Annotated in this window: 16 protein-coding genes; 9 read left to right on the plus strand and 7 right to left on the minus strand. The window is 69.1% G+C overall.

Annotated elements, in window-relative coordinates:
- The first annotated feature begins 2 nt into the window (after nt 1-2).
- From flhA to H6844_01830, 4 genes are read left to right on the plus strand one after another with little or no spacing between them, the layout of a single operon-like run.
- Nucleotides 3-2,087, plus strand: a complete 2,085-nt coding sequence (gene flhA / locus H6844_01815) for a flagellar biosynthesis protein FlhA (protein MCB9928144.1) — start codon at nt 3-5, stop codon at nt 2,085-2,087.
- Between the two features lie 20 nt (nt 2,088-2,107).
- Nucleotides 2,108-2,866, plus strand: coding sequence for a flagellar biosynthetic protein FliR (locus H6844_01820; protein ID MCB9928145.1), 759 nt, complete (start codon nt 2,108-2,110; stop codon nt 2,864-2,866).
- Nucleotides 2,867-2,881: 15 nt separating this feature from the next.
- Nucleotides 2,882-4,012, plus strand: a complete 1,131-nt coding sequence (locus tag H6844_01825; GenBank protein MCB9928146.1) for a flagellar biosynthesis protein FlhB — start codon at nt 2,882-2,884, stop codon at nt 4,010-4,012.
- A complete protein-coding gene (locus H6844_01830; GenBank protein MCB9928147.1) occupies nt 4,002-4,430 on the plus strand; it encodes a hypothetical protein in 429 nt (142 codons plus the stop codon). Before H6844_01825 ends, H6844_01830 begins: the two co-directional genes overlap by 11 nt.
- 222 nt (nt 4,431-4,652) lie before the next feature.
- Here the strand turns inward: H6844_01830 and H6844_01835 are convergent, their stop codons facing one another.
- The 5 genes from H6844_01835 to H6844_01855 form a co-directional block, all read right to left on the minus strand.
- On the minus strand, nt 4,653-5,408 hold the full coding sequence (locus H6844_01835; protein MCB9928148.1) for an SDR family NAD(P)-dependent oxidoreductase: 756 nt from the start codon (nt 5,406-5,408) through the stop codon (nt 4,653-4,655).
- Nucleotides 5,409-5,423: 15 nt separating this feature from the next.
- Complete coding sequence (locus H6844_01840) at nt 5,424-6,017, minus strand: outer membrane lipoprotein carrier protein LolA (protein ID MCB9928149.1); 594 nt, start codon at nt 6,015-6,017, stop codon at nt 5,424-5,426.
- A gap of 43 nt (nt 6,018-6,060) precedes the next feature.
- Nucleotides 6,061-8,514, minus strand: coding sequence for a DNA translocase FtsK 4TM domain-containing protein (locus H6844_01845; GenBank protein ID MCB9928150.1), 2,454 nt, complete (start codon nt 8,512-8,514; stop codon nt 6,061-6,063).
- Nucleotides 8,515-8,725: 211 nt separating this feature from the next.
- Complete coding sequence (gene amt / locus H6844_01850; GenBank protein ID MCB9928151.1) at nt 8,726-10,078, minus strand: ammonium transporter; 1,353 nt, start codon at nt 10,076-10,078, stop codon at nt 8,726-8,728.
- 36 nt (nt 10,079-10,114) lie between these two features.
- The gene (locus H6844_01855) at nt 10,115-10,453 is read right to left on the minus strand and encodes a P-II family nitrogen regulator (GenBank protein ID MCB9928152.1); all 339 of its coding nucleotides are present in this window, start codon (nt 10,451-10,453) and stop codon (nt 10,115-10,117) included.
- Nucleotides 10,454-10,650: 197 nt separating this feature from the next.
- Between H6844_01855 and H6844_01860 the strand changes: the two genes are divergently transcribed.
- Nucleotides 10,651-11,874, plus strand: a complete 1,224-nt coding sequence (locus tag H6844_01860) for a UbiH/UbiF/VisC/COQ6 family ubiquinone biosynthesis hydroxylase (GenBank protein ID MCB9928153.1) — start codon at nt 10,651-10,653, stop codon at nt 11,872-11,874.
- Between the two features lie 193 nt (nt 11,875-12,067).
- Here the strand turns inward: H6844_01860 and H6844_01865 are convergent, their stop codons facing one another.
- Nucleotides 12,068-14,275 carry an AsmA family protein gene (locus H6844_01865; GenBank protein MCB9928154.1) on the minus strand — a complete coding sequence of 736 codons (2,208 nt, stop codon included), beginning with the start codon at nt 14,273-14,275 and terminating at the stop codon, nt 12,068-12,070.
- Between the two features lie 162 nt (nt 14,276-14,437).
- Here H6844_01865 and H6844_01870 point away from each other — a divergent pair, with 162 nt between their 5' ends.
- From H6844_01870 to H6844_01885, 4 genes are read left to right on the plus strand one after another with little or no spacing between them, the layout of a single operon-like run.
- Entirely contained in the window at nt 14,438-15,703 is a 1,266-nt protein-coding gene (locus tag H6844_01870) for a sarcosine oxidase subunit beta family protein (protein ID MCB9928155.1), read from the plus strand.
- A gap of 19 nt (nt 15,704-15,722) precedes the next feature.
- Nucleotides 15,723-16,007 carry a sarcosine oxidase subunit delta gene (locus H6844_01875; protein ID MCB9928156.1) on the plus strand — a complete coding sequence of 95 codons (285 nt, stop codon included), beginning with the start codon at nt 15,723-15,725 and terminating at the stop codon, nt 16,005-16,007.
- Nucleotides 16,004-18,997 carry a sarcosine oxidase subunit alpha family protein gene (locus H6844_01880; GenBank protein MCB9928157.1) on the plus strand — a complete coding sequence of 998 codons (2,994 nt, stop codon included), beginning with the start codon at nt 16,004-16,006 and terminating at the stop codon, nt 18,995-18,997. Before H6844_01875 ends, H6844_01880 begins: the two co-directional genes overlap by 4 nt.
- Nucleotides 18,998-19,022: 25 nt before the next feature.
- Nucleotides 19,023-19,616 (plus strand): sarcosine oxidase subunit gamma, encoded by a 594-nt coding sequence (locus H6844_01885; GenBank protein ID MCB9928158.1) that lies wholly within the window; start codon nt 19,023-19,025, stop codon nt 19,614-19,616.
- A 141-nt stretch (nt 19,617-19,757) separates the two neighbouring features.
- Here the strand turns inward: H6844_01885 and lexA are convergent, their stop codons facing one another.
- Nucleotides 19,758-20,438, minus strand: coding sequence for a transcriptional repressor LexA (lexA, locus tag H6844_01890; protein MCB9928159.1), 681 nt, complete (start codon nt 20,436-20,438; stop codon nt 19,758-19,760).
- Between the last annotated feature and the right edge of the window lie 28 nt (nt 20,439-20,466).

The following is a 20,466-nucleotide window of genomic DNA, read 5'->3' on the forward strand; positions in this document are numbered from 1 at the left end:
CCATGGCGATCCGCATTTTCTACAACCCCACTGTCATGGTCAGCCTGGCGCTGATGGCGGTGATCGTCATGATGATCCTGCCGGTGCCGAGTTGGGTGGTGGATATCGGCCTCACCGCCTCGTTCGCGCTGGCGATCCTGATCTTCATCACGACGCTGTTCATCGAGCGGCCGCTGGACTTCTCGGCCTTTCCCACCGCCTTGCTGGCCTCGCTGATGCTGCGGCTGTCGCTGAACGTCTCGTCGACCAAGCTGATCATCGGCCAGGGGCACACCGGCACCGGCGCGGCCGGCGGCGTGATCGAAGGCTTTGCCATGTTCGTCATGGGCGGCGACCTGGTGCTGGGCATCGTCATTTTCGCGGTGCTGCTGATCGTCAACTTCATCGTCATCACGAAGGGCGCCGGCCGTATGGCCGAGGTGGGCGCGCGCTTTGCCCTGGACGGCATGCCGGGCAAGCAGCTCGCCATCGACAGCGACATGGCCGCGGGCGCCATCGGTCATGACGAGGCGCGCGAACGCCGCCGCATCGAGCAGGAGGAGACGACGTTTTTCGGCTCGCTCGACGGCGCGTCCAAGTTCGTGAAGGGCGATGCGGTCGCCGGCCTGCTGATCACCGGGCTGAACCTGGTCATGGGCGTGGTCATGGGCACGGTCTGGCGCGGCATGGATTTTGCCACCGCGGTCCAGACCTATGCGGTCCTGACCGTGGGCGATGGGCTGGTGACCCAGATCCCCGCGGTGGTGATCTCGGTCGCCTCCGCCATCCTGATCGCCAAGGGCGGCAGCCAGGGCTCGGCGGACAAGGCGTTGCTGGCCCAGCTGGGCGGCTATCCGCTGGCGCTGGGCACGGTGGCCGGGCTGATGGGCTTTTTCGCGCTCGCCCCCGGCCTGCCGACCCTGCCGTTTCTGTTGGGGGCCGGCGGTTTCGCGGCCTGGGCCTGGTATGCGGTCAAGGCGGACGAACGGCGCAAGGCCGAGGCCGAGCGCGCCGAAGCCGCGGACCAGGCGCCGCTGCCGGACCGGCAGAAGACGCTCGGCGACTATATGGAGGTGGACGAGATCCGGGTGGAGTTCGCCAAGGGCCTGATCCCGTTGGTGATGGACGACCATTCCGGCTTGGTGAACCGCGTCGCCAGCATGCGCCGGACCATCGCCATCGACCTGGGCTTCATTATCCCCGACGTGCGCCTGACCGACAATCCGAGCCTGGACGGCGACCGCTATCGCATCCGGGTTCAGGGGGTGGAGGTCGGCGAGGGCGAGGTCGACCCGGCCGGCGTGCTGGTGATCGCCCGCGGCGAGATGCCGGTGCCGCTCGACGGGCGCGACGTGCTGGAGCCGGTCTATGGCGCGCCGGCGCGCTGGGTGCGCGAAAGCGACCGGGACGAGGCGATGATCCTGGGCTTCCCCGTCGCCACGCCGAACGAAGTGATCGCCACCCACCTGATGGAGGCGATCCGCAGCAATATCGAAGAATTGGTGACCCGGCCGGCGCTGGATCGGATGATCAAGGCGTTCACCAGCCTGTCGGTCACCGCCAAGGCGGCGGAGAACAAGACGCTGTTCGACGAGATCGTGCCCGACCGGGTCAACCGCGAGCGCCTGCAACAGGTGGTGCGCGCCCTGCTGGCCGAGCAGGTGAGCGTGCGCAATTTCGCGGCCCTGCTGGAAGCGACGGCCGAGGCGCAGGCGATCACCAACCAGTTGGAACCGGTGGTGGAATATGTGCGCCAGAAGCTGGGCCGGCAGATCACCCAGCCGCTGCTGGCGGACGACGGCGTGCTGCCGCTGATCCAGCTGTCCCCGGAATGGGAGGAGGTGTTCCGCGCCCATGAAGTGCCGGCGGCCGACGGGCAGGCAACGGATATCGCCCTGCCGCCCTCGGAGATCAACCGACTGGCCGAGGCGATTTCGAGCCGGATCGGTGAGGCGGCGGCCCAGGGACGCCAGGCCGCCGTGGTCGCCCCCGCCCGCCGCCGCCGCATGGTGCGCACGCTGCTGGCGGCCAAGGGGGTGAAGGCGCCGGTGCTCTCGTTCGAGGAAATCGGCACCCGCGTCCGCCCGGCCATTGTCGGCATGGCCTGAGCGAAGACGGTCACCCGCCCATGAGCGCCACCCTCAGCAGCCTGCTCACCCTGCAGGTCTACACCTATCTGCTGGTGTTCTGCCGCGTCGGGGCGGTGTTCTTTCTGATGCCGGGCTTTGGCGAGACCTTCGTGCCGGCGCGCGTGCGCCTTGGGGCGGGGCTGGCGGCGAGCCTGGTGCTGACGCCGCTGCAGGCGGGTGTCATCGCCGCGGTGCCGCCGCCGGCCCACCTGGCCGCGCAGGTGGGCTCGGAGCTGCTGATCGGCCTGACCATCGGCGTCTGGCTGCGTCTGTTCGTCTATGCCCTGTTCATTGCCGGCGCGGTGATCGCGCAGCAACTGGCGCTGAACCACATCTTCAACGGCGTCGCCGAGAATATCGGCACCTCGGCGCTGTCGAACCTGCTGATGCTGACGGGCATCAACCTGTTCTTTGCCCTGAACCTGCACGGCAGCACCCTGGCCGCCCTGGCGGACAATCTGCGCGACATGCCGCTGGGCCAGGGGGTGGTGCCGGTCGAACTGTTTACCAACCGCATCCTGGAGGCGGTGGGATCCACCTTTGCCACGGGCATCAGCCTGGCGGTGCCGTTCCTGGTGGTGGGCACCCTGCTCTATGCCGCGCTGGGCTTCGTCAACCGGGCCATGCCGCAGATGATGGTGTTTTTCGTCGCCGCGCCGGCGATCACCGCCACCGGGCTGGTGCTGTTTCTGATCGCCCTGCCGATGATCCTGACCCAATGGGCCGGCGGGTTCGAAGCCCTGCTGGCGAATTTCTGAGCGGAGGGGGCGCCGATGGCCGGGAGCGACGACGACCAGAGCCAACCGAAAACCTTCGATCCGACGCCGCGGCAACTGGACCGGGCGCGGGAACAGGGCGACGTGGTGCAGTCGCGCGACCTGCACACCTTCGCGCTCTATGTCATGCTGGCGGTGGTGCTGCTCGCCGCCGCCGATCCGCTGGTGCGCGGGATCGGCAGCGCGGCGATGGGGCCGCTCTGGCACGCGGACATGGCCGACCGGCTGAAAGCTTATCCCGACTTCGCGGCACTGGTCCGGGCCGTGGCGGCGGCGGTCGGCCCGTGGTGGCTGGCGCTGCTGGCGATCCTGGCGGTGGGGCCGCTGGTGTCGCTGTGGGGGCAGCGGGCGGTGGTGTTCGCCGGCGGCAACATCCAGCCCAAGCTCTCGCGCATCTCCCCCATACAGAACGCCAGGAACAAGTACGGGCCCAAGGGGCTGGTTGAGTTCCTGAAATCCATGGTCAAGCTGGGGGCCGTGGTGGCGATCACGGCGGCGGTGCTAACGCCCTTCATTCACGCCTCCCCCAGCTATACCGGTCTGGCGCCGGGGTTTCTGGGCGGCATCCTGCACCGGGAACTGGTGTCGGTGGTGCTGGGCGTAACCGGTCTCTATGCCGCCTTCGGCGCCATCGACTATCTCTGGCAGCGCCATCTGTTCATCGCCAAGCATCGCATGACCCGCAAGGACATGGAGGATGAGCAGAAGGAGACCGAGGGCAACCCGCATATGAAAGGCAAACGCCGCGACCGGGCCGTCGCCATCGCTTCGAACCGGATGCTGTTCGACACCCGCTCGGCCAGCGTGCTGGTGGTGAATCCGGAACACTATGCGGTTGCCCTGAAATGGCAGCGCGGCCAGGGCGGGGCGCCGGTCTGCGTCGCCAAGGGTGTGGATCATCTGGCGCTGGCGCTGCGCAAGGTGGCCAAGGCGCACCGGGTGCCGATCTTCCGCGACCCTCCGCTGGCACGCCTGCTGCACGGCTCCATGGAGGTGGGCGAGGAAGTGGACGAGCGGCACTACCAGGCGGTGGCCGTCGCCATTCGCTTCGCCCTGAAACTGCAACGCCAGCAGCAGGAGGCGATGCGCGAGTCCGGTGCCGAGGCGGAGGCCGGCGATGGCGCATGACCGACAGGGGCGGGCGTTGGCCCAGCTGGTGCAGGTGAGGCGGATGGAGGCTTTGGCGCGGCGCAGCGAGGCCCTGGCGGCGCTGGGCCGGGTGGCGGCGCTCGACCGGCAGATCGACGGGATCGACGCCCGGGTTGCGGCCGAGGCCGCGGCACTGGCCGACTATGCCGACATGCCGGCGCTGGGGCGTTGGGCGGATGGGATGGACGCCAACCGCCGGAGCCTGGTCCGGCGCCGCGCGGGCGAACAACGACAGGCCGATGCGCTCGTGGCGCGGGCGGCGGCGGCGGAGATGGTGACGGAGCAGCATCGCGAACTGCTGGCGGACCACCGCCGCAAACAGACCGAAGCCCGCCGCCGCGCCGCCGAGCGGGCGGAGTGGGAGGCGCTGGCCGCGCGCTTTGCCGGGCCGCGGTGAGCGGAGGGGGTGGAAGGAACCGGTGTTCCCCGGAGGTGGCGGAGCCGCCGTCCGGGGCCGGTGTCATCCTTCGAACACGGCGGGCGGTGGTGTTCGCGAGAGCGACCGGTCCTGGCTCACCGCTCCGCGACGGCCGGGAAACACGGGATGGGGACGGGCCGATTGGGGCGACGTCGCGAGCGGCCCCGGACCGGCGCTCCGAACCGCCCGGGGTGCAGCGAACTACAGTGCCGGCAGGCCGATGCGCTCGCGCAGGGCGGCGTCGTAGATCGAGAGTTCCTCGCCGGCCAGGTCGCCAGCGGCGTCGGAGCAGAGATAGACGATGCCGGCAGCGGGCTGGTCGACCCCGCCCAGCTTCTCGCGCGGGATCTGGCTGATCGGGTTGAGGCCGGAGGCGCGGATTTTCACCTGCATCTCGGTGTCGACCGTGCCGGGCGCGAGGCCGTAGGTGCGCACGCCGCGGCCGTGCGTCTCCAGATGCAGGGCGCGGGTCAGCATCGTCATGCCGGCCTTGGCGCTGCAATAGGCACTCCAGCCCTCCAGCGGCCGGTGGGCGGCGCCGCTGGAGACGTTGACCACGAAGCCCCGGCCCGCCGCCACCATGCCCGGCAGCGCATAGCGCGCCATGGCATAGGCACCGGTCAGGTTGATGGTGACATTGCGGCCCCATTCCGCCGGGTCGCACTCCAGCACCGAGCCGATGGGCTCGATCACGCCGGCGTTGTTGACCAGGATCGAGAGTTTGCCGAAGCGGTCGATCACCCGGGCCACGCTCGCTTCGGCCTGGGCCGGGTCGCTGACATCGCAGACCAGGCCAAGCGCGTCGCCGCCGACAGCGGCCGCCGCCTCTTCCACGCCGGAGCGGGCGGTCACCGCCACCTTCGCGCCCGCCGCGGCCAGGGCCTGCGCCGTCGCGAGGCCGATGCCGCGGGTGCCGCCGGTGACCAGCGCCACCTCGCCCGAAAGATCAATCGCCATGTCGCTGTTACACCCTCAATAGTTGGTCGGTCGGAACTGGAACATTTCGGGGTCGATCGGCTGGCCCAGTTTCTCGGACCGCAGGCGCACCTGCACCCGGCGGCCATTGCCGTCGATCAGCCACCAGCCCAGCAGGCGGATCGGATCGCGCTCGAACACCAACGTGACGGCGCCCTGTTCCGGCGCGCTGCGGCGGGTGGCCGAGACCTCGATGATCGGGCCTTTGTGTTCCACCTTGGTGACGGTGAAATCGTCGTTCCAGGTGACCTTGTCGGCCAGCAGGAACCAGGCCGGCGTGTCCTTCTGGTCCAGGTAGTTGGTCTCTTTCAGGGACTTGTCATAATAGACCAGGAAGGAGCCGCGCGCGACGACCAGGATCGGCACCGGTGGGTCGTATTCGAAGCGCAGGCGGCCCGGCCGGTGCAGCCAGAAATGACCGGTGGCCACTCCGCCCTGGTTGTCGTTCTGGAGGAAATCCGCCTCCATGGTGGTCACGCCGTTCAGATACTGGCGCAGCCGCTCCACCTCCGCCCGTTCGGAATCGGTGAGGGCAAGGGCGGGGCGGGCAATCGTGACCGCAACTAAAAGGACAAGCAACAGCCGCAGCATCGGCAGGCCTTTCGAACCGGAGGGTAGCCTCTTCAGATAGGGGTTACAGGTCCTGCTCGCCAGTGTTAGATTTCACCAGCACTTCGCGCTTGCCGACATGGTTGGCGGCGCTGATGAGCCGTTCCGCCTCCATCCGGTCGATCAGCGAGGCGGCGCGGTTGTAGCCGATCTTCAGATGCCGTTGCAGGAAGCTGGTGGACGCCTTGCGCTCGCGCAGCACGATGCCCACCGCCTGGTCGTAGAGATCGTCGCTGCTTTCGCCCTCGAAGCCCGGAATGCCGGCGGCGACGTCGTCGTCCTCCGTCACGCTGTCGACATAGTCGGGCTCGGCGGTGTTGCGCAGGTATTCGGTGATCTCCTGCACCTCCTCGTCCGAGACGAACGGCCCGTGCACGCGCTGGATGCGGCCGCCGCCGGCCATGTAAAGCATGTCGCCCTGGCCCAGCAACTGCTCCGCCCCGCCCTCGCCCAGAATGGTGCGGCTGTCGACCTTGCTGGTCACCTGGAACGAGATCCGGGTCGGGAAGTTGGCCTTGATCGTGCCGGTGATGACGTCGACCGAGGGGCGCTGCGTCGCCATGATCAGATGGATGCCGGCGGCGCGCGCCATCTGCGCCAGACGCTGGATTGCGGCCTCGATTTCCTTGCCGGCGACCAGCATCAGGTCGGCCATCTCGTCGACGATGACGACGATATAGGGCAGCGGGCGCATGTCGAGCGCCTGTTCCTCGATCACCGGTTCGCCGGTGTTCGGGTCGAAGCCGGTCTGGACGCGCCGGGTCATCGGCTCGCCCTTGCGGATCGCCTCCTCGATGCGCTCGTTGTAGCCGCGGATGTTGCGCACCCCCAGCGTCGACATGGCGCGGTAGCGGTTCTCCATCTCCCGCACCGCCCATTTCAGCGCCACCACCGCCTTGCGCGGGTCGGTGACCACCGGGGTCAGCAGGTGCGGAATGTCGTCGTAGACGCTGAGTTCCAGCATCTTCGGGTCGACCATGATGAAGCGGCAGCGCTCCGGCGGCAGGGCGTAGAGCAGCGAGAGGATCATCACGTTGATCGCCACCGACTTGCCGGAGCCGGTGGTGCCGGCGATCAGCAGGTGGGGCATGCGCTCCAGGTTCACCACCACCGGCTGGCCGCCGATATCCTTGCCGAGCACCAAGGGCAGGCCGTTTTGCGCCTTGTCATAGGCCTGGCTCGCCAGAAGCTCGCGCATCAGCACCATTTCGCGCTTGGCGTTCGGCAATTCGATGCCGATGGCGTTCTTGCCGCGGATGGTGGCGATGCGCACCGACACCGCCTCCATGTTGCGGGCGATATCGTCAGCGAGGCCGATGACGCGGCTGGCCTTGGTGCCGGGGGCCGGCTGCAATTCGTAGAGGGTGACGACCGGGCCCGGCCGCACGGTCATGATCTCGCCGCGGACGCCGAAATCCTCCAGCACGTTTTCCAGCAGGCGGGCATTTTCGGTCAGGGTCTCGGCGTCGACCGCGGGGCCGCTGCGACTGTCCGGCTCCTGCAGCAGCGAGATCGGCGGCAGCGCCGGGAGGTCGCTGAGCGGCAGGTCCGTTTGCTGCCCCTGGTCGAAGCGCCGGCTGGGCTTAGCCGACTGGGTGCGCTGCACGTTGATGACCGTCGCCGCCGCGGCCTCGGATTCCGCTGCTTCACCCGGCGGCTCTGCGGCGCGCGGCGGCGGTTTCGGGGTGGCGGCGGTGGGCGCGGCCCAGGGCGTGCCGGGATGGCGCAGGAAGGCGGGCGCGGCCTCCGGCTCCGGCGGCGAGCGCCGCAGCCGGGGGAGCGAGGGCAGGGAAGGAAGTTTCGGCCAGAGGCGGCCGAAAGCGCCCGGCCGATCCGGCTTGGCGGCGGCGTCCGGCTCGCTTCTGCCGAGGAGATGGCGGAGGCCGGTCGTCGTACCCGTTGTGGCCAGGCGCCAGGCCATGGCTGCGGACCGGCGGACCAGATGCATGGCGAGGCCGAGTTCGGCCACGTCCAGCGCCAGCACGGCGACGGCCAGCACCAGGGCCAGCACGGTGGTCGCCGTCCAGATCAGGCCGCCGTCATAGCCGACGCCGGCCACCAGTGTGGTCACGTGGCGCAGCCCCAACTGCCCGGCCGCACCGCCGGGGCCTTCGGCCAGGCCATAGGGGCCGCCCAGATGGGTGCCGGCCAGCATCATCGCCAGCAGCAGCCAGGCAAGCGGCAGGCCGATCAGGCGCAGCCGCCAGGCGGGCAGGCCATGATCCTTGACCAGGCGCCAGCCCCAGGCCAGCGCCACGACCACCGGGAACAGGGCCGCCCAGCCGGCGCCGCGATACAGCAGGTCGGCCAGGGCCGCGCCGGTCGGGCCGGTGACATTGTGCACCGTGCCACCGGTGGCGAAATTCAGGCTCGGATCGCCGCGGGTGAAACTGGCCAGGGCGAACCCGACGACGCCGCCCCCGACCCACAGGCCGAGGCCGGACAGTTCGGCCAGCCGCCGAATCGCCTGGTGAATCAATTGCGGCGGGAACAGGCGGCGATGGAACGGATATGCGCTGGTCAGGGGTGATTCTCCTGATTTTCGGCGGCTTTTCTGAGAGTTACCGGCCGCCACAACCGCGCCGGCGGCACCGCTCGCACAGGGCCGCCAAGCTCGGCGTCACTATACAAAAAAAAGGCGGTGTGCGCGAGGCACACCGCCCTGTCGGGGGATACGGGTTGGGAACGGATCAGGAAATCTGCGCCCGCGGCCCGAACTCGGGATAGGCTTCCAGACCCAGTTCGGCCTGGTCGAGCCCGCGGAACTCGTCCTCTTCGTCGACGCGGATGCCCATGGTGAATTTCAGGGCGAACCACACCAGCGCGCTGGTGATGAAGATGAACGCGCCGATCGCCAGGATGCCGATGATCTGGGTCACCAGGCTGCCGGAGCCGAAAATGCCGACCGCCAGCGTGCCCCAGATGCCGCCCACCAGGTGGACCGGGATCGCGCCGACCACGTCGTCGATCTTCAGCTTGTCGAGCATGGGAACCGCGAACACCACCAGCACGCCGCCGATGCCGCCGACGATCACGGAAAGCAGGTGGTTCTGCAGGTCCGGACCGGCGGTGATCGAGACCAGGCCCGCCAGCGCGCCGTTCAGCGCCATGGTCAGGTCGATCTTGCCATAGAGCAACTGGCTGGTCGCCATGGCGGCCACGACGCCGGCGCAGGCGGCCAGATTGGTGTTCACATAGACGATGGCGATGGCGGAGGCGTCGAGCGCGCTGCCCAGCGCCAGCTGCGAGCCGCCGTTGAAGCCGAACCAGCCGAACCACAGGATGAAGGCGCCGATGGTGGCCAGTGTCAGGTTCGAGCCGGGGAAGGGGTGCACCTGGCCCTGCGCGCCGAACTTGCCGCGCCGCGCGCCCAGGATCAGCGCGCCGGACAGGGCCGCCCAGCCACCGACCGAGTGCACGATGGTCGAGCCGGCGAAGTCGCTGAAGCCCATCTGGCTCAACCAGCCGCCGCCCCAGGTCCAGGAGCCGATGATCGGATAGAGCACGCCGGTCAGGATGGCGACGAAGATCAGGAACGGCCAGGACCTGACGCGCTCGGCGACCGTGCCGGACACGACCGAGGCCGCGGTGGCGACGAACACGACCTGGAAGAACCAGTCGGACATCACGGAGTAATTGTTGCCGACGACGGCGGCGACCTGTTCCGGCGTGGCCGCGTCCGCGCCGGCGCCGATCAAGGCCATTTCCACGCCGGACGTGTTGTAGAACAGGCTGAACGACCCGATATAGCCGCTCACGTCCGTGTACATCAGGTTATAGCCGATGATGTAGAACATGAGGCAGGCCACGGCGTAGAGGGCCATGTTCTTCAGGCAGATCGTCGCGGTGTTTTTCGACCGGACCAGGCCCGCTTCCAGCATGGCGAAGCCGGCGGCCATGAACATGACCAGAACGCCGTGGATCAGGAAGGAAAACGTGTTGAAAATAAAGGCCGTTTCTGCGTCCGGCTTGGCCAGCGCGAGGGAGGGCGCAATGATTGCGGATGCCGCAATAACCGCCCCTCCTAGCAACGATTTTCTCATGGGATTACAAGCTCCGGATGATGGGAATTCGGGGGGTTAGAGGGCGTCGTTGTCGGCTTCGCCGGTGCGGATGCGGACGGCCCGGGTCACGTCGATGACGAAGACCTTGCCGTCGCCGATGCGCCCGGTATGGGCGGCATTCTGGATGGCCTCGACCGCGGCGGTGACGCGCTCGTCCGGCACGACCACCTCCACCTTGACCTTCGGCAGGAAGGCGACGGTGTATTCGGCGCCGCGGTAAATCTCGGTCTGGCCCTTCTGGCGGCCAAACCCCTTGACTTCGGAGACGGTTAAGCCTTCGACATTGATGGCGGTGAGCGCTTCGCGCACATCCTCCAACTTGAACGGCTTGATGATGGCCATGACCAGTTTCATAAACGGCTCCTTCGGACGGGTGGCAGAGGCAATCGCGTCTCGCCCTTCAAGTTTCGTGCCAAACGCGATTCCGACCTGCCAAACCCCGGAAATATCAGAGAAAACATTGGGCGCGGGAGCGCGGTATGATGCGGGCTTGGGCAAAATATGCCTAAAAAATAGCCAATGTAGTTTGGCGACAATCGAGTGGTGAAAAAATGAGCAATTCCGATTCGATCCTGTTCGACGTGCTCGTGGTCGGTGCCGGTCCGGCGGGCCTGTCCCTGGCGCTGGGCCTGGTCCGCGGTGGCGCCCGGGTTGCGCTGATCGAACGCCAGAGCCCGGCCGCTTTGGCCGCGCTGGAAGTGGACGGACGCACCACGGCGCTGGCGGCCGGCGCGCGGACGACGCTCCGCGAACTGGGCGCCTGGGAGGCGCTGGAGCCGGAGGCGGGGCCGATCTGGGATATTCGCGTCTCCGACCGCGGGTCGCTGCTGCACCTGCATTTCGACCACTGCGCCGTCGGGCCGGAGCCCATGGGCCACATCGTCGAAAACCATGTGCTGCGCCGCGCCCTGCTGGCCGCGCTGGAGGGCGAGCCCTTGCTGAGCCCGCGCTGGCAACGCAGCGTCACGGGCATGGAAGTGCACGAAAATGCGGCCGTGCTCACCCTGGACGACGGCGAGGTGCTGCGCGGCCGGCTGGTGGCCGCCGCCGACGGCCGCGGCTCCGTGCTGCGGCGGATGGCGGGCATCGGCGTCCGCGCCACCGATTACGACGAGACCGCCATTGTCTGCACCGCCTGGCACGAGCGGTCGCACGAGGGCATCGCCCACGAGCGCTTTCTGGCCGGCGGCCCCTTTGCCATTCTGCCCATGGCCGATGGCCCAGAGGGCCAGCATCGCGCCTCCATCGTCTGGACCGAACGCCGGCCGCTGGCCGAGCATCTGGTCGGCCTGCCGCGAGCGGACTTCGAGCGGGAACTGGCGCGCCGGTTCGGCGATTTCCTGGGCCGGGTGTGGGTGCCGGGCGACAGCTGGAGCTATCCGCTGTCGCTGATGCTGGCCAAGCGCCTGACCGGTCCGCGCCTCGCCCTGGTCGGGGAGGCGGCGCATGCCATGCACCCGATTGCCGGGCAGGGCTTCAATGTCAGCATGCGCGACGTGGAAGGGCTATGCGCCCGTGTCGGCACCGCACTCCAGACAGGAGCCGATCCCGGTGCGCCGACGGCGCTGGCCGCCTATGCGCGCGGGCGCTGGCCCGACATTCTGGCCATGGCGGCGGCGACCGACGGGCTGAACCGGCTGTTTCGGAACGATTTGCCGCCGCTGGCGCTGGCGCGGCGGCTGGGACTGGGGGCGGTCAATCGGCTGCCGCCGCTGAAGCGGCAATTCCAGCGCCATGCCATGGGCATGCTGCCCTTCGCTGGCGGTGGCTCCTGAGGCGATTGCGGCGGGGGCGATAGCGGCGGCGGTGTTTCCCGGCCGCCGCGGCGCGGCGGGCCGGGATCGGTGTCATCCTTCGAACACCTGCGGCGGCGGTGTTCGCACGCCGCGAGCGGCCCCGGATCGACGCGCTGCGCCGTCCGGGGAACACCGGCGCTCCGCACCGTCCGGGGAACAGGGAGAGCCGGACTTAGCGACCGAACAGCTTTTTCAGCGAGTCGGTCGGGCTGCTGGGCTCGGTCGTCGGGGTGCCGGAGTCCGTGCCGGTGGTTGTGCCCTCCGTCGTGCCGCTGGTGCCCGGCACCAGTTGCTTCAGGCTGTCGATCGGGCTGGACGTGCCGGTGCCCGTGGCGCCCCCCGTCGTGCCCGTCGTCCCGGTGGGCGAGGCCGTGCCGCCGAGGCTTTTCAGCGCGTCCAGCACGCCGCCGCCCGCGCTGCCGCCGAGCTGGTCGGCCAGGGCTTTCGGGTCCTTGATCGCGCCCAGGTTGGACAGGCTCGACACCAGCGCCTTTGGATCCTTCGCCAGCTCGGTCAGGTCGCCCTGGCCCAGGCTGTAGTCGGTTTGGGGATCGTTCCAGCCGCCATGCACGTGCACGGAAACCGGTAAGCCGCCGACATCCGCGGCACCGCCCTGGCCTTGCAGCGAGGCGACGGCCTTGGGCTGGGCGGTGTAGTCGATATTGCGCGCGCCGATGCCGACCGTGCCCTGGCCGCTGACCCGCAGCAATTGCGACAGCAGCGCCAGGTCCTTGTTGGTCAGCACGCCGTCCTTGATGGTGAAGGTGCCGGACAGTTCGGCGAAGTCGGTCTTGGAGGTCTCCCAAGACGACGGGTCGAGCTTCAGGGTCGAGAGGCCACGCAGCAGCGCCGCCAGATTGGTGCCGCGCACCGCACCGTCGAGGAAGGTCATCTTGCCGGAGCCGTTCAGGGCGTTGGCCAGCGCCTTCTGGCTGTTGCCGCGGGTGGTGACGCTCATTTCCATGGCCGCGGTGCCCGACAGCCAGTCGAGCTTGGCCGCATCGGTCAGGAACGGCTCGGCCTGCAGGCTGGCGAGCGAGAAGGTGCTCTTGACCGTCGGCGTCTTGCCGCTGGCATCCACGTTCAGTTGCAGCTTGCCGTTGCCGTCATAGAGCGCCATTTCCGACAGGTTCAGGTCGAGCTTGCCGCCCTGCAACACCGCGTGCACCTGGCTCTTGCCGATCTTGATGTCCTTCGCCTGCAGCGAGCCGACGGCCAGCATCAGGTCGGCATTGACCGCGCGCAGGGCCGAGAAGTCGATCGGCTCGTCGCTCCACTGGTTCGATGCGGCTGACGGGGCGGCCGCCTTGCCGCCGGCGCCGGGGGCGTCGGTGCTGCCGAAGGCTTCCAGATACGGGTTGAGGTTCAGCGCATCCACCGCCAGCTTGCCCTGCACCGTCGGCACGTTGGCGCCGAGCTTGGCGGTCAGGTCGCCGGTGGCGTTGATGTCGTCGAGCGAGAGGGTGAGGCCGCTGATCGCCGCCTGGCCGGGGCTGGCCGCGACCTTGCCGGACAGTTTCAGGGCGTTCAGCACCTTGTCGCCCTGGATTTGCAGCGGGCTGCCGACCCATTCGGCCAGGCCGCGGACCGAGGGCACGCTCAGGTCGAGCTGGCCGGCGGCGCTGCCCTTGCCGGCATCCAGCGTGCCGCCATAGGCGAGCGTCAGCGGTTCGCCGCTGACCTTCACGGTCACGTCCGTGGCATTGCCCTGCATCAGCGCCCGCGGCTTCTGCACGCCCAGCGTCAGCGACAGCGCCTGCTGATGCCAGGTGGCGGAGCCGTCGGCCGAGAACGGGTCGTCCAGGCCCGGCAGCGCCAGCGTGACGTTCAGCTTGTCCACCGTCTCCGCCGCGCCGCTGCGGGCGTCGCGGTATTCCAGGCGACCGTCGACGATGCGCACATCGCCGAGGCGGAGCGCCTGCAACGCCTCATTGGTGCCGCCGGCGGAGGACGGCTTGGCCGCCACGCCGGCGTCGCCGGTCTTGCCGGCGCTGCCGAACGCCCAGTTCGGACGGCCGTTCTTGTCGACCTCCAGCAGGATGTCCGGCTTGTCCAGCACGAATTCCTGCACTTCCACCTCGCGCGAGAGCAGCGGCAGCAGCGCCACGTGCACGCGCAACTCCTTCAGCGTCATCATGTCGGCGCGGGAGCCGCCGGCGGCGTTCTGGAAGCGCACGTCGCCGGCCTTGAGCACAGCCTCCGGTAACAGCGACACTTCGAAATCGCCGTCGATGACCAGGTCGCGGCCGGTGGCCTGCTTCACCTGGGCCTGGAGTTCCTGCTTGATCGTGTCGACCGGCAGGAAGAAGGGAAGAGCGAACGCCGCGGCAATCACCAGGACCACCAGAACGACGAGGCCGATCAGAATTTTCTTGAGCATCGCGGACACCTTTTGCAATCGGGCAGCGAGAGCGAATATCGCATTTTAAATCATATGAATGTGGCAGTTCTATCGCCATTGTCGCAGCATGGTCGCGACCCGTCTGGCCTTCGCCGGCCAGGCCCCCTAGTATGGCACGATCCGCCGAGCGTATGAGAGCGCATGTCCCGCCGTTATTCCCTCTGGGCGCTGGCCCGCAATGCGCTCAGTCATCATGAGAACTGGCCCAAAGCCTGGCGCAGCCCGCAGCCGAAGCCAGCCTACGACGCCTTGATCATCGGCGGCGGCGGCCATGGCCTGGCCGCGGCGTATTACCTCGCCCGGCTGCACGGTGTGCGCCGTGTCGCCGTGTTGGAGCGCGGCTGGATCGGCGGCGGCAACACCGGCCGCAACACCACCATCGTCCGCTCCAACTATCTGATGGACGAGAACGCGCCCTTCTACGAGCACGCGCTGAAACTGTGGGAAGGGCTGTCGCAGGACCTGAACTACAACGTCATGTTCAGCCAGCGCAGCGTCATCAACACCTGCCACACGCCAGGCGAGCGCGAGGCGACCATGCGGCGCTACAACGCCATGCGCCTGCGCGGCATCGACGCGGAATTCCTCGGTCGCGAGGACTTGGCCCGAATCGAGCCGGCCATGAACCTGTCGCCCGACAGCCGCTTTCCGATCCTCTGCGCGCTGGCGCAGCCGCGCGGTGGCTCCGCCCGGCACGATGCGGTCGCCTGGGGCTATGCCCGCGCCGCCGATGCCCAGGGTGTCGACATCATCCAGAATTGCGAGGTGACCGGCATCGACCGTGATCCGGCCACCGGCGCCGTCACCGGCGTGCAGACGACGCGGGGCGCGATCCGGGCGCACAAGATCGGCATCGCCGTCGCCGGCCATTCCAGCCAGGTCGCGGCCATGGCCGGCGTGCGCCTGCCGATCGAAAGCCATTTGTTGCAGGCCTTCGTCAGCGAGCCCGTGAAGCCGTTCCTGAACACCGTGGTTTCCACCGGCGCGGCCCATTTCTACATCTCCCAGACCGACAAGGGCGAGGTGCTGCTGGGGGGCGAGATCGACGGCTACAACTCCTACAGCCAGCGCGGCACCTTGCCGAAGGTCGAGGAAGTGGTGCGCAACGCCACCGAGATGTTCCCGCGCATCGGGCGTCTGCGCTTCATGCGCCAATGGGCCGGCGTCATGGACATGACCATGGACGGCTCGCCCATCATCGGCAAACTGCCGGTGCCGGGCCTCTATATGAGCGGCGGCTGGTGCTATGGCGGCTTCAAGGCGACGCCGGGGTCCGGCTGGTGCCTCGCCTGGACCATGGCCAGGGACGAGCCGCACCCGCTCAACGCCGGCTTCACGCTGGAGCGGTTCCGCGCCAGCCACATGATCGACGAGAAGGGCGCCGGGCCCTTCCCGAAGGCGCACTAGGGGAGGATCGGACGACGCCATGCTGATGATCCCCTGCCCCTGGTGCGGCCCGCGCGACGAGACCGAGTTCGTCTATGGCGAGGCCGCGCTCGAACGCCCGGCCGATCCGCACGCCCTTAGCGATGCGGACTGGACCGACTATCTCTATTTCCGCGACAACCCGAAGGGCGCCCATCGCGAATTCTGGTTCCACCGCGCCGGCTGTCACCGCTGGTTCGTGCTGGAGCGCAACACCGTCACCCACGCCATCGCCGGCGCCTGGCCGCCCGGCGCCGCGCCGCCGCGCGAAGGGGGGGAGGCATGACCCGGCAGTTCTGGCGCACGGCGGCGGGCGGGCACGGCATCGACCGGGGCGAGCCGCGCTCCTTCACCTTCAACCAGTTCCGGCTGGAGGGCTATGCCGGCGACACCATCGCTTCGGCCCTGCTGGCGAACGGGGTGCGGCTGGTCGGTCGCTCGTTCAAATACCACCGGCCGCGGGGGGTGTTCGGCATCGGGGCGGAGGAGCCGAACGCGCTGCTGCGCATCGGCACCGGTGCCAGGGCCGAGCCGAACACGCGGGCGACGGTGCAGGAACTCTATCCGGACCTGACGGCCGCCACCCAGAACCACTGGCCCTCGCTGCAATTCGACCTGGGAGCGCTGGTGAACGCGGCGGGCGGGCTGTTTCCGGCCGGCTTCTATTACAAGACCTTCATCACCGACCCGAAGCGTTGGCTTCGGTACGAGGCGCACATCCGCCGCATGGCCGGTCTGGGCGCGCCGCCGGAGGGGCCGGACCCGGACCGCTACGCCCACACCAACGCCCACCCGGACCTGCTGATCGCCGGCGGCGGCCCGGCCGGGCTTGCCGCCGCGCTGGCGGCGGGCGAGGCCGGGGCGAAGGTGATCCTGGCCGACGAGAACCCCGTGCTGGGCGGGCAGTTGCTGCTGGCGCCGCAGCGGGTGGACGGCCTGCCGGGCCATGAATGGGCAGCCCGGGCCGAGGCGCGTCTGCGCGCCCTGCCGAATGTGCGGGTGCTGACCCGGACCACGGTTGCGGGTGTCTATGAACACGGTTGGTTCACCCTGGTGGAACGCTGCACCGACCATCTGGCCGAGCCCGACCCCAACGCGCCGCGCCAGCGCTTCTGGACCGTGCGGGCGCGCGACGCGGTGTTCGCGACCGGGGCCATCGAACGCCCCATCGCCTTTGCGGACAACGACAAACCGGGGGTGATGCTGCTCTCGGCCGTGCGCGGTTATCTGGCGCGCTATGGCGTGCTGGCCGGGCGCACGGCGGTGCTGTTCGCGAACAATGACAGCGTCTATGCCACCGCCCGCGAGTTGCTGGCCGCCGGCATGCGGATCGAGGCGGTGGTCGACCCGCGGCCCGTCGTCAGCGAGGCGGCGGCCGGGGCCGGTGCAGAGGGACTGCACGTGCTCACGGGGCACGCGGTGACGGTGGCGCGGGGCTGGCGCGGCGTGCGCGCGGCGGCGGTGGCGCCCATCGGCCCGGACGGCCGCCTCTCCGGCGCGAGCCGGCTTCTGACCTGCGACCTGATCGCGGTCTCCGGCGGCTGGAACCCGGCGGTGCACCTGCACGCCCAAAGCCGCGGCAGCCTGACCTTCCGCGAGGACCTGGCGGCGTTCGTGCCGCAATCGGACGGGGCGCCCTATCGCAGCGCCGGCGCCTGTGCCGGCGCCTGTGACCTGGCCGGCTGCCTGCGGGACGGCTCTGCGGCGGGGGCCGCCGCGGCGCGAGCCCTGGGTTTCGCCGGCACGGAAGAGCCGCCGGTGCCGCCGGCCGAAGGCGACCCGGTGGGGCAACAACCGCCACTCTGGGCCGTGCCGGCGCGCAAGGGCGCGCGCTGCTTCGTCGATTTCCAGAACGACGTCACCACCAAGGATATCGGCCTCGCCCGGCGCGAGAATTATGCAAGCGTCGAGCATCTGAAGCGCTACACCACGCTGGGCATGGGCACGGACCAGGGCAAGACCTCGAACGTCGCCGGTCTGGCGCTGCTGGCGGAAAAGCGCGGCGAGCCGATCCCGGCAGTCGGCACCACCACCTTCCGCCCGCCCTACACGCCCTTTGCCTTCAACGCCATGGCCGCCGGCCAGTGGGGCGAGGTCGGCCACCCGGTGCGCCGCACCGCTGCCCATGACTGGCACGCCGCCAATGGCGCGGTCTGGACCGATGCCGCCGGCTGGGCACGGCCGCTCTATTATGCGCAGGAGGGCCTTTCCGCCCAGCAGCGCATCGACGAGGAGGCGCTGGCGGTGCGCCATGCGGTGGGGCTGATCGACGTCTCGACGCTGGGCAAGGTGGACGTGCAGGGGCCGGATGCGGCCGAGTTTCTGGACCGGGTCTATGTCAATCGCTTCTCCAACCTGAAGGTCGGGCGCGGGCGCTATGGCGTCATGCTGCGCGAGGACGGGCGGGTTTATGACGACGGCGTCACCATGCGGCTGGGGCCGGACCATTTCCACATGACCACCACCACCAACCATGCGGGCGGCGTGCTCCAGTTGCTGGAATATCTGTTGCAGGTGGTCTGGCCGGAGTTGCGGGTGTTCGTCACGCCGGTGACCGAGCAGTGGTTCGCCGCGGCGATTTCCGGCCCGAACGCGCGGGCGCTGCTGGCCGATTTGGCGCCGGAGGTCGATGTCTCGAACGCGGCGCTGCCGATGATGGCCCTGGCCGAAGGGCTGGTGGGCGGCGTGCCGGCCCGCATCTTCCGGCTGTCGTTTTCGGGTGAGGTCGCCTACGAGATCAACGTCGATGCCGACTATGGCCTGGCCCTTTGGAACGCCATTCTGGCCACCGGCGCGGCGCACGACCTGAAGGTCTATGGCACCGAGGCCATGGCCACGCTGCGCATCGAAAAGGGCCATTTCACCCATGCGGAGGCGGATGGTCGGGTGACGCTGGACGATCTGGGCCTGGGCGCGTTGGTGAGCGGGGCCAAGGATTGCATCGGCAAGCGCTCGCTCACCCTGCCGGACCTGGTCGCGCCGGGCCGCAAGCAACTGGTCGGCTTGGTCGCCGAGGCGGGAGAGCGCATTCCCGTCGGCGCGCAACTGGGGCGGCTCGACGACCTGGTAGCGGTGCAGGACAGCCAGGGACACACCACGTCCTGGGCCTATAGCCCGACGCTGGAACGGTATATCGCGCTGGCCTTGCTGAAGGACGGTCGCGCACGGCACGGCGAGCGGCTCTACGCGCTCTCGCCGGTCATGAGCGAGCGGGCGGCGGTCACGGTGACGGCGCCCTGCTTCTACGACCCGGAGGGAGGGCGGCAGCGTGGATGAACCGACCCGCCGACCGCAGAGCCCTTTGGCCGAGCTGTTTCTGGCCGCCCAGTCGGCGCCTCCGGACGATACCGCCCGGGTGTTCGTGCAGTCGGTGCCCTTGGTCGGGCAGGTCGCGGTGCGCGGACGGCCGGAGGATGGCGCCTTCCGCGCGGCCGTGCGGGCCGCCACCGGCCTGGACCTGCCGCTTGCGGTGGGCGGCGTGGCGGAGGCGGGAGACTATCGCGCGCTCTGGCTCGGCCCCGACCACTGGCTGGTGGTGACCGCGGCCGGCGAGGGGCCGGCGCTGGTGGCGCGGCTGCAACCGGCGTTCGCGGGCCTGTTTGCGGCGGCCGTGGATGTCTCCGGCGCGCGCACGCGGCTGCGCCTGATCGGGCCGGCGGCGGCGGACGTGCTGGCGAGCGGTTGCCGGCTCGACCTCGGTCCGGATGCCTTCGGGGCGGGACAGGCGGTGCAGGCGCCGGTGGGGAATGTCACCGCCATTGTCCATTGCCTGACCGCGGAGCCGCCGGGCGAGAGGCTCTGTTACGACCTCTACGTGCCCCGCAGCCAGGCACTGTCGTTCTGGCGCTGGCTGGAACAGGCCGGCCGGCCCTGGGGGCTGGGTGTGCGGGCCTGAGAGGGCAGGAAGGGATGATTCCCGGCCGCCGCAGAGCGGTGGGCCGGGATCGGTTGCTGTCGCGAACACCATCGCCGCTCGTGTTCGAAGGATGACACCGGCCCCGGATGGCGGCTCCGCCACCTCCGGGGAACAGGAGGCTCAGTAGAAGCGGAGCAGGCCGACCAGGCGGCCTTGCACCTGAACCCGGTCCGGCTCCAGCAGGCGGGTTTCGTAGCGCGGGTTGGCGGCTTCCAGGGCGACCATGGCGCCGCGCTGGTGCAGGTATTTCAGCGTGACCTCTTCCCGATCCACCAGGGCGACGACGATTTCGCCCGGCTGGTGCTGGGCGCCGTCCTGGATGATGACCGTGTCGCCGTCGAGAATGCCGGCATTGACCATGGAATCACCCGCAACCTCCAGCGCGTAATGGCGGCCGCGGCCGACCATGCCCATGGGCACGCGCACGGTGGTGTCCGGGTCGCGCAGCGCCTCGATCGGGGTGCCGGCGGCGATGCGGCCATAGAGCGGCAATTCCACATCGTTGGCGACGGGCGGTGGCGGCCGACCGACGGCGGACGTGACCGGGGCGATCACGGGCTTGGGCGCGGTGGAACTGACCGCGGCGGATTCCGGCAGGCGCATCACTTCCAGCGCCCGCGCCCGGTGCGGCAGGCGGCGGATGAAGCCCCGCTCCTCCAGCCCGCTGATCAGGCGGTGAATGCCGGACTTGGACTTGAGGCCGAGAGCGTCGCGCATCTCGTCGAACGAGGGGGAAATGCCATCGTCTTGCAATCGACGGTTGATGTAGAGCAGCAGATCGGTTTGTTTGCGTGTTAGCATTGTAAGCCTCGCCTGAACGCGCACCATG

Source organism: Alphaproteobacteria bacterium (genome assembly GCA_020638555.1).
Lineage (GTDB): Bacteria > Pseudomonadota > Alphaproteobacteria > Bin95 > Bin95 > JACKII01.

Coding starts and splice junctions, on each gene's coding strand:
- H6844_01860 (MCB9928153.1), top strand. CDS start 10,651: ATGAGCAATTCCGATTCGATCCTGTTCGACGTGCTCGTGGTCGGTGCC.
- H6844_01840 (MCB9928149.1), bottom strand. CDS start 6,017: ATGCTGCGGCTGTTGCTTGTCCTTTTAGTTGCGGTCACGATTGCCCGC.
- H6844_01830 (MCB9928147.1), top strand. CDS start 4,002: ATGGCGCATGACCGACAGGGGCGGGCGTTGGCCCAGCTGGTGCAGGTG.
- H6844_01875 (MCB9928156.1), top strand. CDS start 15,723: ATGCTGATGATCCCCTGCCCCTGGTGCGGCCCGCGCGACGAGACCGAG.
- H6844_01880 (MCB9928157.1), top strand. CDS start 16,004: ATGACCCGGCAGTTCTGGCGCACGGCGGCGGGCGGGCACGGCATCGAC.
- amt (MCB9928151.1), bottom strand. CDS start 10,078: ATGAGAAAATCGTTGCTAGGAGGGGCGGTTATTGCGGCATCCGCAATC.
- H6844_01855 (MCB9928152.1), bottom strand. CDS start 10,453: ATGAAACTGGTCATGGCCATCATCAAGCCGTTCAAGTTGGAGGATGTG.
- H6844_01835 (MCB9928148.1), bottom strand. CDS start 5,408: ATGGCGATTGATCTTTCGGGCGAGGTGGCGCTGGTCACCGGCGGCACC.
- flhA (MCB9928144.1), top strand. CDS start 3: ATGGCGATCCGCATTTTCTACAACCCCACTGTCATGGTCAGCCTGGCG.
- lexA (MCB9928159.1), bottom strand. CDS start 20,438: ATGCTAACACGCAAACAAACCGATCTGCTGCTCTACATCAACCGTCGA.
- H6844_01870 (MCB9928155.1), top strand. CDS start 14,438: ATGTCCCGCCGTTATTCCCTCTGGGCGCTGGCCCGCAATGCGCTCAGT.
- H6844_01865 (MCB9928154.1), bottom strand. CDS start 14,275: ATGCTCAAGAAAATTCTGATCGGCCTCGTCGTTCTGGTGGTCCTGGTG.
- H6844_01825 (MCB9928146.1), top strand. CDS start 2,882: ATGGCCGGGAGCGACGACGACCAGAGCCAACCGAAAACCTTCGATCCG.
- H6844_01820 (MCB9928145.1), top strand. CDS start 2,108: ATGAGCGCCACCCTCAGCAGCCTGCTCACCCTGCAGGTCTACACCTAT.